The organism is Undibacterium sp. Di24W, assembly GCF_049340325.1.
GTDB lineage: Bacteria > Pseudomonadota > Gammaproteobacteria > Burkholderiales > Burkholderiaceae_D > Undibacterium.
Genome location: NZ_JBMPOP010000001.1, coordinates 396,921 through 412,580 on the forward strand (window position 1 = coordinate 396,921; position 15,660 = coordinate 412,580).

At 45.8% G+C, this 15,660-nt stretch carries 11 protein-coding genes; 7 read left to right on the forward strand and 4 right to left on the reverse strand.

Features of this window, described 5'->3' with window-relative positions; genetic code table 11:
- Positions 1–100: 100 nt before the first annotated feature.
- The 3 genes from acnD to prpB form a co-directional block, all read right to left on the reverse strand.
- A complete protein-coding gene (gene acnD / locus ACO0KZ_RS01640) occupies positions 101–2,695 on the reverse strand; it encodes a Fe/S-dependent 2-methylisocitrate dehydratase AcnD (RefSeq protein ID WP_422992082.1) in 2,595 nt (864 codons plus the stop codon).
- 243 nt (positions 2,696–2,938) lie between these two features.
- Positions 2,939–4,093: a bifunctional 2-methylcitrate synthase/citrate synthase gene (prpC, locus tag ACO0KZ_RS01645; protein ID WP_422992084.1), complete on the reverse strand. Its 1,155-nt coding sequence runs from the start codon at positions 4,091–4,093 to the stop codon at positions 2,939–2,941.
- Between the two features lie 103 nt (positions 4,094–4,196).
- Positions 4,197–5,087 (reverse strand): methylisocitrate lyase, encoded by an 891-nt coding sequence (prpB, locus tag ACO0KZ_RS01650; RefSeq protein ID WP_422992086.1) that lies wholly within the window; start codon positions 5,085–5,087, stop codon positions 4,197–4,199.
- 256 nt (positions 5,088–5,343) lie between these two features.
- Here prpB and prpR point away from each other — a divergent pair, with 256 nt between their 5' ends.
- The 4 genes from prpR to ACO0KZ_RS01670 all read left to right on the forward strand — a co-directional run bounded on the left by prpR (position 5,344) and on the right by ACO0KZ_RS01670 (position 9,111).
- On the forward strand, positions 5,344–6,951 hold the full coding sequence (gene prpR, locus ACO0KZ_RS01655; protein WP_422992088.1) for a propionate catabolism operon regulatory protein PrpR: 1,608 nt from the start codon (positions 5,344–5,346) through the stop codon (positions 6,949–6,951).
- Between the two features lie 164 nt (positions 6,952–7,115).
- Positions 7,116–7,493: a response regulator transcription factor gene (locus ACO0KZ_RS01660; RefSeq protein WP_422992090.1), complete on the forward strand. Its 378-nt coding sequence runs from the start codon at positions 7,116–7,118 to the stop codon at positions 7,491–7,493.
- Positions 7,494–7,495: 2 nt separating this feature from the next.
- Positions 7,496–8,110: a chemotaxis protein CheC gene (locus ACO0KZ_RS01665; RefSeq protein WP_422992092.1), complete on the forward strand. Its 615-nt coding sequence runs from the start codon at positions 7,496–7,498 to the stop codon at positions 8,108–8,110.
- The gene (locus ACO0KZ_RS01670) at positions 8,107–9,111 is read left to right on the forward strand and encodes a diguanylate cyclase domain-containing protein (RefSeq protein ID WP_422992094.1); all 1,005 of its coding nucleotides are present in this window, start codon (positions 8,107–8,109) and stop codon (positions 9,109–9,111) included. The genes ACO0KZ_RS01665 and ACO0KZ_RS01670 overlap by 4 nt, the downstream gene beginning before the upstream one ends.
- A gap of 11 nt (positions 9,112–9,122) precedes the next feature.
- Here ACO0KZ_RS01670 and ACO0KZ_RS01675 read toward each other — a convergent pair whose 3' ends face one another.
- Complete coding sequence (locus ACO0KZ_RS01675) at positions 9,123–9,920, reverse strand: substrate-binding periplasmic protein (protein WP_422992096.1); 798 nt, start codon at positions 9,918–9,920, stop codon at positions 9,123–9,125.
- A 392-nt stretch (positions 9,921–10,312) separates the two neighbouring features.
- Between ACO0KZ_RS01675 and ACO0KZ_RS01680 the strand changes: the two genes are divergently transcribed.
- The 3 genes from ACO0KZ_RS01680 (at position 10,313) to ACO0KZ_RS01690 (ending at position 15,616) form a co-directional block, all read left to right on the forward strand.
- Positions 10,313–13,291, forward strand: a complete 2,979-nt coding sequence (locus tag ACO0KZ_RS01680) for a GAF domain-containing protein (RefSeq protein WP_422992098.1) — start codon at positions 10,313–10,315, stop codon at positions 13,289–13,291.
- 229 nt (positions 13,292–13,520) lie between these two features.
- Positions 13,521–14,825: an amidohydrolase family protein gene (locus ACO0KZ_RS01685; RefSeq protein ID WP_422992100.1), complete on the forward strand. Its 1,305-nt coding sequence runs from the start codon at positions 13,521–13,523 to the stop codon at positions 14,823–14,825.
- Positions 14,826–14,908: 83 nt separating this feature from the next.
- Positions 14,909–15,616 (forward strand): DUF6445 family protein, encoded by a 708-nt coding sequence (locus ACO0KZ_RS01690; RefSeq protein WP_422992102.1) that lies wholly within the window; start codon positions 14,909–14,911, stop codon positions 15,614–15,616.
- The last annotated feature ends 44 nt before the right edge of the window (positions 15,617–15,660 follow it).

The following is a 15,660-nucleotide window of genomic DNA, read 5'->3' on the forward strand; positions in this document are numbered from 1 at the left end:
CCCACCCCGCATTTCCAATTCGCCGCTTGCGGGAGAAGGGCTTACTTCATCGTGATAGAAACTCTGCCTAATCTGCGCCTCTTCAGCAATTCCTTTGTTATCAAGCAGACTTAGTCGACTCCAAAAAGTCCTGTGCAAAACGTTGCAATACACCACCCGCTTCATAAATCGATACTTCTTCAGCTGTATCAAGACGGCAAGTGACAGGCACTTCAACACGCTCACCGTTTTTACGATGAATGACCAAAGTCAAGGTCGTGCGCGGTGTACATTTGCCAGTTACGTCATAGGTTTCTGTTCCGTCTAATTGCAAAGTCAAACGATTGACACCCGCTTTAAACTCAAGTGGCAACACCCCCATCCCCAATAAATTGGTACGATGAATCCGTTCAAAACCTTCAGCGACGATGACTTCCACACCTGCCAAACGCACACCTTTGGCCGCCCAGTCACGTGAAGATCCTTGGCCGTAATCAGCACCCGCAATAATGATCAAAGGCTGCTTACGTTCCATATAGGTTTCAATGGCTTCCCACATGCGCGTCACTTTGCCTTCGGGTTCAATACGTGCCAAAGATCCCGCTTTCACTTTACCTTCCGCATCGCGCACCATCTCGTTCTTTAAAGTTGGATTCGCGAACGTAGCGCGTTGTGCAGTTAAGTGATCGCCACGATGTGTTGCATAAGAATTGAAATCTTCTTCTGGCAAACCCATCTTTGCGAGATAGGCACCTGCCGCGCTATCAAGCATAATCGCGTTGGATGGTGATAAATGATCGGTCGTAATATTGTCGCCTAACACCGCCAAAGCACGCATGCCTTTCATGGTACGGACACCAGCTAAAGCGCCTTCCCAATAAGGTGGACGGCGGATATAGGTGGAAGGTGCGCGCCAATCGTACAGAGGCGCCACGCTGGCTGCTTTCTCTGTCGAGATCGCGAACATAGGCTCATAGACTTTGCGGAACATCTCAGGCTTCACACTGGACTTCACAATTGCATCGATCTCTTCATCGGTCGGCCAGATGTCTTTCAAACGAATCTCTTTGCCATCGACGACGGTCAATACGTCTTTCTCGATATCGAAACGCATGGTGCCCGCAATCGCATAAGCAACTACTAGTGGTGGCGAGGCAAGGAAAGCTTGTTTCGCATAGGGATGAATACGTCCATCGAAATTACGATTGCCTGATAACACAGCGGTTGCATACAAATCGCGGTCAATAATTTCTTGCTGAATCACTGGGTCAAGCGCGCCAGACATACCATTGCAGGATGTGCAAGCGTAAGCCACGACACCAAAGCCAAGTGCTTCGAGATCTTGCATCAAGCCCGCTTCTTCCAAATACAAAGTCACTGCTTTAGAACCTGGCGCTAAGGATGATTTCACCCAAGGCTTGCGAGTTAAGCCAAGTCGATTGGCATTGCGCGCCAACAAACCAGCAGCAATCACATTGCGTGGATTGGAAGTATTGGTGCAACTCGTAATCGCCGCGATGATGACCGCACCATCTGGCATCTGGCCTGGCACATCGTCCCAAGCAGTAGCAATACCCTTTGCTGCTAAATCACTGGTAGCGACACGTGCGTGCGGATTTGATGGACCCGCCATATTGCGCACGACCGAAGATAAATCAAATTGCAGTACACGTTCGTATTCTGCTGTGACTAAAGAGTCGGACCACAAGCCAGCGACTTTTGCGTAGGTCTCTACCAAAGCCACTTGTGCATCTTCACGACCTGTCAATTTCAAATAATCGATGGTTTGCTGATCGATACTGAACATTGCTGCCGTCGCGCCGTATTCAGGTGCCATATTCGAAATTGTCGCACGATCACCCAGCGTCAAGGCTGCTGCACCGCTACCGTAGAACTCAAGATAAGCGCCCACCACTTTGGATTTGCGCAAAAATTCTGTGAGTGCCAATACGACATCGGTTGCCGTAATACCAGGCTGTGGTTTGCCGCTGAGCTCTACGCCGATAATATCGGGTAAACGCATCCAAGATGCGCGACCGAGCATGACGTTTTCAGCTTCCAATCCACCGACACCAATCGCAATCACGCCGAGCGCATCGACATGCGGTGTATGGCTGTCCGTGCCGACTAAAGTATCTGGAAACGCCACGCCATTTTGTGACTGGATCACAGGCGACATCCGCTCCAGATTGATCTGATGCATGATGCCGTTACCCGGCGGGATCACTTCCATATTTTTAAACGCGAGCTTGGTCCAATTAATGAAGTGGAAGCGATCTTCATTACGACGGTCTTCAATCGCGCGATTTTTTTCGAAGGCCTGCGGATCAAAACCACCACATTCAACCGAGAGAGAATGATCGACGATTAACTGCACAGGCACCACGGGATTTACTTGAGCCGGGTCACCACCCTGATCCGCGATCGCATCACGCAAACCAGCAAGATCAACCAAGGCCGTTTGTCCCAGAATATCGTGACACACAACACGTGCAGGGAACCATGGAAAATCCAAATCACGCTTACGTTCGATAAACTGTTTTAAGGAATCAGTCAAAGTCGCTGGATCACAGCGACGTACCAAGTTTTCTGCTAGTACGCGTGAAGTGTATGGCAGCTTGGCGTATGCGCCTGCCTCAATCGCTTCAACCGCTTCACGCGCATCGAAGTAATCGAGTGAGGTTCCTGGGAGATTCTTACGGAATTGTGTGTTCATTTTTTGTCCATCTTTGATTTTTAATACTTACTGAGGTAGTGCTGTTTTATATAAGAGATGTTTTTTATCCGTATCGCATCTTCTATCCGCTCCTCCCCCTTCAAGGGGGAGGCTGGGAGGGGGATGGGGGTTTTAGTAGACATAACTAACCATCCCCACCCCAACCCTCCCCTTGAAAGGGAGGGAGCATAAAAAAGCACACCGAAGAGTCACAAGGAAACATCGCGCCCCTGAATCTAAGCTCTATTTTCTATCCTTCAAAGCCACAAACTGTAAATCTTCAGGCCCCACATAATTTGCACTCGGACGAATGATCTTGTTATCGATACGTTGCTCAATAATATGCGCCGACCAACCAGATGTCCGTGCGATCACGAACAGTGGCGTGAACATTGCTGTTGGTACGCCCATTACGTGATAAGACACAGCAGAGAACCAATCCAAATTCGGGAACATTTTTTTGATATCCCACATCACCGTTTCTAAACGCTCAGCAATGTCGTACATTTTGGTAGAGCCTGCTTCAACCGACAATGTGCGAGCAACTTCTTTGATGACTTTATTACGTGGATCAGACACTGTGTACACTGGGTGACCAAAACCAATCACCACTTCTTTGTTTTCTACGCGACGCTTGATATCCGCTTCTGCTTCGTCGGGATTGTCATAGCGTTTTTGGATTTCAAACGCGACTTCGTTGGCACCGCCATGTTTAGGACCACGTAAAGCACCGATTGCACCGGTGATAGCGGAGTGGATATCGGAACCTGTACCTGCAATCACGCGACTAGTGAAAGTCGATGCATTGAATTCGTGTTCCGCGTACAGAATCAAGGACGTGTGCATGGCACGAACCCAAGACGCTTTTGGTTTTTCGCCGTGTAGCAAGTGCAGGAAATGACCGCCAATTGAATCATCGTCGGTTTCAACGTCGATGCGCTTACCGTTATGGCTAAAGTGGTACCAATACAAGAGCATGGAACCAAAAGATGCCATCAAGCGATCAGCGATATCACGTGCGCCTGGCGTGTTGTGATCGTCTTTTTCTGGCAATGTGCAACCCAAGACTGATGAACCTGTACGCATCACGTCCATAGGATGCGAAGAGGCAGGCAAAGCTTCTAACGCCAATTTCAAATTCGCTGGCAAACCGCGCAAGGATTTTAATTTTGCTTTATAGGCAGACAGTTCAGCCGTCGTTGGCAATTTGCCGTGAACCAGCAAATGGGCGATTTCTTCAAACTCACAATTGTCGGCCACATCCAAAATATCGTAACCGCGATAGTGCAAGTCGTTACCTGTCTTGCCCACGCTACACAAGGCAGTATTGCCAGCAGCAACGCCTGATAGTGCGACGGATTTTTTTGGTTTAAATGTTGGGTTTTCTTGTGTGGTCATTTCTTTCTCCATTGATTTTTTTGAACCGCAGAGGCGCAGAGCCCACAGAGTTCCTTGATTCCCTTCTCTGCGACCTCTGCGCCTCTGCGGCGAGGCTTTTCGTTTATTTCCCTTTTTGCTGTGCAAACAAGGCGTCCAGTTTTTGTTCAAAATCGTGATAGTTGATACGCTCATACAATTCCATCCGTGTTTGCATCGTGTCGACGACATTCTTTTGCGTGCCATCACGACGAATCGCGGTGTACACATTTTCCGCTGCTTTGTTCATGGCACGGAAAGCGCTCAATGGATATAGCACCAAACCAACTTCAGCGGACGCTAATTCTTCCACCGTGTACAAAGGTGTGGAACCGAATTCAGTAATATTCGCGAGAATAGGCACTTTCACTGCATTGGCGAATTGCTTGTACATCGCCAACTCTGTAATCGCTTCTGGGAAGATCATATCAGCTCCCGCTTCGACGCATGCTAGAGCGCGCTCGATTGCCGCTTCCAAGCCTTCTACTGCCAGCGCATCGGTACGTGCCATGATCACGAAATTGTCATCAGTACGTGCATCGACCGCGGCTTTCACGCGATCGACCATTTCTTGCTTACTGACGATTTCTTTACCTGGGCGGTGGCCGCAGCGCTTGGCACCGACCTGATCTTCAATATGCATCGCTGCCGCGCCAAACTTGATCATGGACTTGACGGTACGTGCAACGTTGAACGCCGAAGAACCAAAACCAGTATCGACGTCGACCAACAAAGGCAAATCACAAACATCAGTGATACGGCGCACATCAGTCAATACATCGTCCAAATTTGAGATGCCGAGATCGGGCAAACCGAGAGAACCAGCAGCAACGCCACCACCGGACAAATAAATCGCTTTAAAGCCTGCACGTTTCGCCAATAAAGCATGATTAGCGTTGATCGCACCAACGACTTGTAACGGAGACTCTTCTTGCATCGCCTTACGGAAGGCAGCACCTGCGGAATATTGAGACATGATCTTTTCCTTTTGTTTGGATGTAGTCCCTATTGCAAAGCGCGTGCCAGGGGGGCGTCCATTCACGTTAGCGAAATTTAATAGCCTTAAAAATCAAATACTTGAATTCAAACTTACAAAGCCAAACTTGAGTGAAAAGTTCACTTATACGACGGAAATACGTTGCAATTGAAACACAATTGAAACATACTTGAAACATCATTTGAAACACCAGCCAAAGCAAGCGCTACGCAATCCACGTAAGCATGGAGCCCTCATGAGCCGACACTCCCCTCTTCCACGCGATCCACAAGACAAGCCCATCATTTGGACAGTCTCAATTTCGCGTTTATTTGATTTATTCCGCGACATCATGGTCGAGTACGATGCCAGTGCTGACATTGAACCGATACACCTTGGCTTTGAAGAAGCCGCTCAGGTGCTGCGCGAACGTTTGCAAACCGAACGCTGTGATGCCGTGATTGCTGCCGGCTCGAACGGCGCCTATCTAAAAAATCGACTACCTATACCAGTCGTTATCGCGAAAGCCAGTGGATTTGACGTCATGCAAGCCTTGGCTCGCGCACGTAAAGTCTCGCGCCAGATCGCCATTGTCACTTACCAGGAAACAATACCGGAGTTGGCCGATTTCAAAACTACTTTTGGTTTTCAAGTTGAACAAAGAACTTATGTCACCGAGGAAGACGCCAAAAGCCAAATTAGTGAACTCAAAGCGATGGGCATACAGGCCATTGTCGGTGCGGGCTTAATTACCGATCTAGCAGAGGAAGCCGGTTTAACCGGTATCTTTATGTACTCCGCTGGCTCCATCCGACAGGCGTTTGACGATGCGATTGAAATCTCTCGCCTCACCCGCCTCGAGGCATCGAAAGGGCGCCAACAACCTGTCGGCGAATTGCGTGCCAAACATGGCTTAAATGATTTACGTGGTGATTCAAAACTCATGCAAGAAGTGCGAAGCAGCATCATGCTTTATGCGCGCTCACCAGCCACTGTCTTATTACAAGGTGAAACTGGTACTGGCAAAGAATTAGCGGCCCAAGCCATCCACCGGGAAAGCCCAAGATCACGACAGGCTTTTGTCGCGGTTAACTGCGGCGCGATTGCAGAATCCTTGTTGGAATCAGAGCTGTTTGGATACGAGGAAGGTGCTTTCACTGGCTCTCGTCGTGGTGGTCATGCAGGCTTATTTGAAGCCGCACATCGCGGCACCTTATTCTTAGATGAAATAGGTGAAATGCCCTTAAATCTGCAAACACGCTTACTACGCGTGTTAGAAGAAAAAGAAATTGTACGTGTCGGTGGTGTACGGCCTATTTCGATCGACGTCCGTATCATCAGCGCAACCCACTGCGATCTCCAACAAAGAATACGAGAGGGACGTTTTCGTGCAGACTTGTTTTTTCGATTAGCGATACTGCCATTACATTTGCCGTCGCTGCGTGAACGCCCTGAAGACTTAGTCAGTCTTTCTCAATGGAGTTTAAAACAAGCGTGTGCAGCAATCGCTAGTCGACCCCATCCCAATCTCCATGCAGAGGTAGCAGCTTGCGAAGATTTACTGAGGAGCTACGGTTGGCCGGGCAATGTGCGCGAATTACGCAACTTCATGGAACGGGTGGCCTTGCATTTATCCGCCACGCCTTTACAAGCCATTACGCCTGGCTTTCTAGTCAACTTATTCCCTGAGCTTGCGCAGAATAAAGCAAATGAACTCTCTGCTTCAAAAATCGCAGAAACTTCTGAAGAATCACTTGATTTCTTAATGCATAAGTTTAAGAATAGAAAAGATGACGTTGCCAAGCACTTAGGGATTAGTCGTACCACCTTATGGCGCAAGTTAAAAAGCAACAAATCAACATAGACAGTCTCCCAGACACAAAAAGTAACAAATATCGAAGGCTTTTTACAACGCATTAAATCTCCTTAAAATGCTAAGCCTACCGCTTAGGGTAAAATATCAAAAGAGACTTTAGGTTCGCTAAACAAATCTTTGATTCAACATTAAATTAATAACGGAAAAATGCGATGACAGCCGACACGCCAGTAAAAAAACTACTGATCGTAGATGATAGTAAAGTATCACGTATGATCATACGCGCCCGAGTTTTAGATGTTCATCCCAACTGGGAAATTCTCGAAGCTAACAACGGCACTGATGGCGTTGCTATGGCACTGGAAAAGAAACCTGATTTTTGCACTATGGACATTAATATGCCCGGCATTTTAGGAACGGATGCTGCCGAGATATTACTAAAGGAAATGCCTTCGTGTCGGGTGGTCATTTTTTCTGCCAATATTCAAGAGAGTTTTCAAGATAGAGCGAACGCTATGGGCGCCATCTTTGTTGCTAAGCCGATCACGGAGAAGTCGATCGCAGAAGCACTGCATTACTTTTTAGGATAATTGTGAACAGCCTAACAGACCTTCATTTAGACGCGCTCGCCGAAGTTTTTAACGTCGGTGCTGGCCGCGCTGCCGCAAGTTTGAGCGAAATTGTTGGAGACGAAGTAAAACTCTCAGTGCCTTCAGTGGAAATTAAAAAAACTTCTGAAGTTGATGCCAACATCATGGATCTGAGCAGCTTGAAATTCGGCGTAGTCAGCCAACAATTTTCCGGCCCTTTCGATGCGCAGGCTTTGCTTTTATTTACGGAGAGCCATGCACTGGAAATAGTGCGCGATATGATGGGCTCGCAGATGAGCATTGAAGAGCTGGCAGAATTCGAACAAGAAGCCATGTGCGAACTGGGGAATATTATCCTCAATGCCTGTCTCTCGGCCATGGCAGATATGTTGCATATTTCCTTAAATAGCTCACTACCAGATTACAAAATTGCGTCGACTGAAGAAATTTTCAGAAGCTTGCATAGCGCAGAAGACCAGGCTTTTGTTTTGGTATTGCACATCGATCTTTCGATCGAGAAACGCCTTTCTGAAGGCCACCTGATTTTCTTGTTGAGCTCCATGTCACTACTTAGCTTAGTAAAGCATTTAGAGCAGTTTTTAGGAAATATAGAATGAGCTCTTTAGAGATTTATCAAAGCCCTATTTTGAATAGTATTAATATGGGGCTGATTTTAGTTGATGCTGATACCAATATATTGTTGTGGAATGCTTGGATGGAAAAACATTCAGGTATCTCTTCGGACATAGCACGGCAAAACAACATGTCTACTGTGTTTCCTACCGCTCCTAGCTTGGCTTTCAGTAACGCTCTGAAAAATTCGATTACCTATGGCTTGCCTGCAATGCTATCGAACGCTTTGCATCGCTCCCCTTTGCCGCTATTTGGCGAAGAAGAAAGTTTGAATAAGCAAATTGCCATTCATCAATCCATTACCATCACAGTACTCGACTCGGATTTGGCGGATGCTTGTTACTTGATTCAAGTCACCGATTCTAGCACCTCCATACGACGTGAAAAAATGTTGCGCTCGCATTCAGAACTATTGAAAAAAGATGCGACTACCGATAGCCTGACTAGCTTGTACAATCGCCGCTTTTTTGACGAACATTACAAAATTGCTTTGGGACAAGCGATACGGCAAAAGCACCCTTTATCGATCTTCATGGTCGATATCGATTACTTCAAACAATATAACGACTACTACGGACATCCTGCAGGCGATAAGATATTGATTAAGGTCGCTGCTGCTTTAAGAGCGCAGATTTCACGCTCTTCGGATATGTTAGCGCGCTATGGTGGAGAAGAATTTGTTTTGATATTACCGGATATGCCCGCAGAACATGGCGTGCTATTTGCTGAAAAATTAATCACTGCGATTACTGACTTACAACTCCCGCATTTAAAGTCAAAGAGTAATCAAGTCATTAGTATAAGCATAGGTTTAAGCACCTACGATCCTATCCAACATCGCGAAGTATCGGCATTGATTGATGCAGCGGATACCGCATTGTATAAAGCTAAACAACAAGGTCGAAACCAAGCTTGTTTTTTAGCATTAGATACTTTGATCGCACACAAGCAACAGACAATTCGACAACATGCTGACCGCCAATAATGAGTGTTTTTTTAATGATAGCCGCGTAAGACCTTATTTAAACTTCCATTTTTTGTACCACGCGCAATCGCTTGATCTATCTTTTTGAGTACCTCCGCATACTTTCCTTTAGCGCTGGCAAAGTGTGTGGAGTCATAAAACAAAGGCTGATCGGTTACATCAAAATACCGGCCTTTTAACTCGGGGTCATTCGACTCTTTTACGATGATGCGATTAATGTATTCTTCAACTTCGGCATGGTGTTGATATCCGCGTACTGGCCACACCATTAAATCACTGCGCTTCGCCATTAATTTTTTAAAGCGTGCAACAGTCGACGCAGAATCTTCTTGCACTTTAAAGATCACATCACGGGCTTGATCAAACTCCATGCCATGGCTAAATCCGCGCCCAGTACTGACTATTTTGTTGCGCAAATCCTCTACATGTCGATAATTAGGTTTAGGTCTACCATATGTGATACCCCAAACTCGCTCAGTAACGACTGGCAATGAAAAGTGGTAGGCCTTTAAACGCTCGGGTGAACGTGAAAATCCATAAATGATTCCCTTTCCCTCCAAAGTCTCACTTTGCGCGCGCTTCCAAGGCAAAATAATCGGTTCAAACTTGAGACCGGTCTGGCGTTCAAAATAGGTCAAAATTTCCATCAATTTTGGATTCAGAGCAACTTGCTTCCCTTCGCTATCCAGACTTTCCTGCAAAAAAAGACGCACCGGACTTTCTGACGCGTTGCAGGCAGATGGAAAACACAGCGCAGATATCACAAACAATGCAGCAATAGAAACAACGAAGGAGCGGAACTTCAACATAGTGGGGGCAGGGAAATATATACAGCGCTGATTATCCCAGTCTAAGTAGGTTTGAGCAAGAAAGCGAGAATTGGGGAAGCTTATTTCGACACGACCTGACTAAGCTTATAAAGAATACTAACACTGACAAAGCTTATATTGCCATGATTTCAATATCATTAGCTTAGCAAGCATAGAAACTAAGCAAAACCTGACCCGAATTACCATACAACATTCGTAAATCAGCAACATGCAAAAATTGAGATCGGGATTCACTTGCCTAGAAGAACTTCTTGCTAGATACTCATAATATCATCGCTAATCCAATTGCGACATTTTGTGATATCAGCGATTGACATGGACGCGCATTCAAAAACCAATCCATCGTATTCTTTATCACTGGAGCGAAGTGCATGAAATCACCCGACATGCCGCTGAACGAGAGTACGCGGATAAAGGCGCTAGTCGATTTAAATATACTAGACACTGCCGAAGAAGAGCGCTTTGACCGCCTGACCCGACTGGCCAAGCAGTTTTTTGGTGTAGAAATTGCGCTAGTATCCCTCGTCGACAGTGATCGCCAATGGTTTAAGTCCAAGCAAGGACTGACAGCTTGTGAAACAGGCAGAGACATTTCATTTTGCGGTCACGCAATTTTGGAAGAAGAAGTTTTCCATATTACCAATGCGCTTGAAGACGCCCGTTTTGCCGACAATCCTCTCGTCACTGGGGCGCCTAATATTCGATTTTATGCAGGTGCACCATTACGGCCCGATGGCAAAAACAATATTGGTACGCTGTGCATTATTGACAGCCATCCACGCACTTTAAGCGTTGCAGAATTAAATTCACTGCGCGACTTGGCCGATTGTGTAGAACAAGAAATTAGGCTATTCCAACAAAATCAACAACACTATGCGCTATTAGCTTTAACCAAAATCTCTTCTTTAAGTAACACTGATTACGCCGTTTTATTGAGGCAAGCGCTGGAAATCGCATGCCGCTTTTTGAACATGTCAAACGGTATGATTAATCGTCATCGAAGCGACGATTGCGAAGTCATAGTTCAATGGAATCCTGAATTCCCCTGTGAAGGCTCGGTTTTAACTTTAGATCAGACTATGTGTTCGGTCAGCATGCAATCGAACGAAATTACGCTACTGCCTGAAGTAAGCACGAGCCCTTATGCGGAAATTGCAAAAAATTCGCTCTTGGTATTTGGCTCCTATATCGGGGTTCCTATCCATGCGCAAAATACACTTTTTGGAACCTTGGCTTTCTCAGACTCACTAGCCCGCAAACCTGCTTTTTTTACTCAGGTCGAAATTGAGTTTATCAAATTGTTTTCGGAGTGGGTCAACAATACTATCTATGAATGGGAATTAGCCAGCTCTTTAAAATTACAACAAAACCTAGCGCAGGTTATTTCCAATGCTCAGGCAAAATTCATACATAGTTTGGAGCACGGTGAGGGATTTAAAAGCCTTTTGCATGACATCTTGGATTTAACTGGCAGTAGCTACGGTTTTATCGGAGAAGTATTTCAAGATCAAAAATCCGAAACGCATCTCAAATTATTTACCATTAACCGCACTGCGAAAAAACTGACATCACCTTTAACTGCCAACGAATGTACGACTCAAAATCTAAAATTGAACGCGCTCGATGATTTATTCGGCGCGGCGATTCGAACCAAATCTGTCATTATTTTGAATGAGCTGACAGATGAAAGAATGCAAGGTACTTCGACTCACCCAGGCATCCATAATTTCTTAGGCCTGCCGATTTATTACAATGAAGCGCTCATTGCGACCATAGGAATCGCCAATCGCCCATTCGGTTACAAACAAGATTTGGTCAACTTCTTGCAGCCGATATTACTCACTATTGCACAATTAATTCAGGCAGCTCGAGTACGGGCAAGCCATCTGGATAGCGAGCGCAGACTAGCAGATATTATTAAGGGAACCAATATCGGCACCTGGGAATGGAATGTGCAAACGGGAGAAGCCAGCTACAATCAGCGTTGGGCAGAAATTGTGGGTTATACGCTAGAAGAATTGGCTCCAATCAGTTTAGAGACATGGAGTAAGTTAGTTCATCCAGACGATCTAAAACAATCCGATTTATTACTGCAAAGACATTTTAGCGGAGAACTCGATTACTACGAGTTTACAAGTCGTATGCGGCATAAGGATGGACATTGGGTTTGGATATTGGACCGTGGTTGTCTGATCAGCCGAACAGACGATGGTAAACCTTTATTGATGTCCGGAAGCCACGCCGATATTTCAAAACAAAAATTTGCAGAAGCACAGCTAGCGCACACCATCGATTTGTTAGAGCAATCCAATAGCGCTGCGCAAATAGGTACTTGGGAACTGGACTTAAATGAATCGCGTACCAAATGGAGCAAGCTCACCGAGCAAATTCATCAAGTACCAGAAGGTTATTCATGCAATCTGGAACAGGCAATATTATTTTATAAGGAAGGAAAAGATCGCGACACCATACAAGAGAAAATCAATCATGCGATTCATACGGGCGAAAGTTTTGATAGCGAATTACGCTTCGTAACGATGCGAGGCCATGAACGCTGGGTTAGGGTATTGGGTCTTACTCAAATAAACGAAGGTCGCTGTGAGCGCTTGTATGGCACGATACAAGACATCAGTGAGCGAAAACGAATAGAAACGATGAAGAGTGAGTTTATCTCAACTGTAAGTCATGAGCTGCGCACCCCATTAACGTCGATCTCCGGCGCACTCGGATTAATTGTAGGTGGAGCAGTAGGAGAGCTTCCCGCTAAAATTAAATCCATGCTGCATATCGCACACAAAAATAGTCAACGCTTAAGCTTCCTGATCAATGACTTACTTGACATGGAAAAATTATCGGCTGGAAAAATGCACTTCAATATGCAAAAAGTTGAGTTAAACAAGGTCCTAAAGCTTGCCTGCGAGAGCAATCTGGCAGCCGGCATAGAAAGAATGATTTCGATTACCGTAGACAACCCCCACCCAGAAATCATAGTTACGATAGATCAAAATCGCTTTCTACAAGTCATGTCAAACTTGATTTCCAACGCCATTAAGTATTCACCCAATCATGGCAACGTATCCATTCAAGTTAGCTGGCGCGAACATCTCATTCGCGTCTCGGTGATAGATCAAGGGCCTGGCGTGCCTCCCGAATTCCAAAATAGCTTATTCCAAAAATTTGTTCAGGCCGACTCTTCTGATACCAGAAAACAAGGTGGTACTGGTCTAGGTCTGGCAATTAGCAGGGAACTCATGGAGGCGATGCATGGCAGCCTGGATTTCGAAAGAGATCGTCAAGGGGGGGCAAACTTTTACCTAGAGCTACAACTTAATGCTAACGATTTAGAGTGAACCAAACTAGCGTGAGCTGGCCTCGTTGGTTGAAAGGTCTTTTTCAATATTAAGTATTAAGTATTAAAGCACTCAAGTCTTCTCGCACCTCCCTCGCATTTTTCAGAAAATTACAACAGCATTTTCAAATAATGTGAGGCAATCTGCAACAAAGCTTTCGTTCGCTCAAAAAAAACCGCATTATTTGAATCCTCAGAGATTTCCCCCATTATTTTAAAAGAGACACCTTATGCATAAACTCACCCAGCTTGCTTTCTTGATTGCTACTGCGACTTGCACGACGAGCGCAATAGCTGGTACGACAGTGATTAATTGTGGCAAATTACTTGACGTCAAAGCAGGCGTTTGGCGAGAACGCGTCAGCATCACCATAGAAAATAATAGTGTAAAATCGATTACACCGATGCAGGCAAATCCGTCAAATATAGACTTAAGCAATTATGCTTGCCTGCCTGGCTTAATCGATATGCATGTACATTTATCGGATGATCCTAAACCACAAGTCGATCAATTCAGAAATGCACTAAGCCTTGATGCAATTGATTATGCTTATAGCTCAACCAAACTGGCGGAGCGTACCTTAATGGCTGGCTTTACGAGCGTGCGCGATCTAGGCGCCGCCGATGGTTTAAATGTTGCGATGAAACGCGCCATTGAAAACGGTTCTATCGTAGGTCCACGTATGTTCACTGCAGGCAAAGCAATCGGAACCACGGGCGGGCATGCTGATCCATCCAATGGATTATCCATGGCCATGCGCCACGCCAAGGGAAAACCTGGCCCTGAAAATGGTGTAATTAATAGCGCTGACACAGCACGCGAGGCAGTTCGTAGTCGCTATCAGGAAGGTGCTGATTTAATTAAAATCACCGCAACAGGTGGCGTCTTAAGTCAGGCCGCAAGCGGTCAGAATAGTCAATTCACCGATGAAGAATTACGAGCGATAATAGCGACTGCGAAGGATTATGGCTTCCGCGTTGCGGCGCATGCCCACGGTAACGAAGGCATCAAACGTGCATTACGTGCTGGCGTAGATTCGATTGAACATGGCACTTATATGGATGATGAGGCTATCGCTTTGTTCAAAAAAATGGGCGCTTGGTATGTCCCCACCATTTCGGCCGGCAAATTTGTCGCTGAAAAGGCAAAAGTGCCTAACTACTTTTCTCCGGTGGTGCAACCCAAAGCCGCAGCAATTGGCCCATTAATCCAAGCGACCTTTTCCCGCGCGGTGAAAGCTGGCGTAAATATCGCGTTCGGCACGGACGCTGGCGTATTCCCTAATGGTGAAAACGCAAAAGAATTTCGTTATATGGTAGAAGCCGGAATGTCGCCTATAGCAGCACTACGCAGCGCCACTTTGGGTGCTGCCGAATTATTAAATCAGTCAAAACGTTTGGGCTCCATCGAGCCAAATTACGCAGCCGATATCATCGCGGTAAAAGGTGATCCTTTGACCGATATCACATTGTTAGAGAAAGTAGACTTCGTCATGAAAGATGGCGTGGTGTATAAAAAACCAGAACAGAAATAAAATCAATAGAACAATCAGAGTGATGCTTTTCTCACTCTGATTTTTTTCGCCAACTCTTAACAAAAACAATCTCTTTTTTTGTCATGCTGCCCTTACCCACCCCCGATGCTGTCTTAGCTGCCATACCTCAGATCGCACCCAAATTACCGTACGAAAAATTAGAACATGGAAAGAACTTTTGGATCGTCGATGACGTGTTGCCGAACGCAGAAGAAATTGCCGAACGTTGTTTCAAGCATACTGCCTGGGAATACGGCGCACCTTACCAACCAGAAAGCTGGCCGGGTATGCGCTTTCATGGAGCACTAAACAAAGATGAATTGAGCCATGTTGAAACTCAAGTGAAACGTTTAATAGGAAAAGACAAACTGTGGATGGAACAACCACCGGGTGGTCTGCGCCTCGATTGCAACGTCGCACAATTGGTTGGCGCCACTGAAAGTACTTCGCATCCGCACACGGATAGTCGCAGCTTATGTCGTTATGCCTGCGTCATTTATCTCAGCCCGAATCCATCACCAAATTCAGGAACAAGTTTTTGTCGATTGCGCTATCCCAATGGTGCAATCGGAGGGAACATTGTGCTGGCACCCCACAATAATTTAGTCGATGCACTTAAAGTTCGCGCACTACCAATACAAGCCTGGTATGAAGATCTGAGAGTAGAGAACGTATTCAATCGAATGATTCTATACAAGGCCAATTTAGTCCACTGCGCTACCGGTTATTTCGGTAAAGAACTACGTGAAAAAAGATTGACTACGGTTTTTTTCTGGATGACAGAAGATTAAAGTTCACAACCAAGTTCGTAGAAAACCTGGGTCGTATCCAGAAA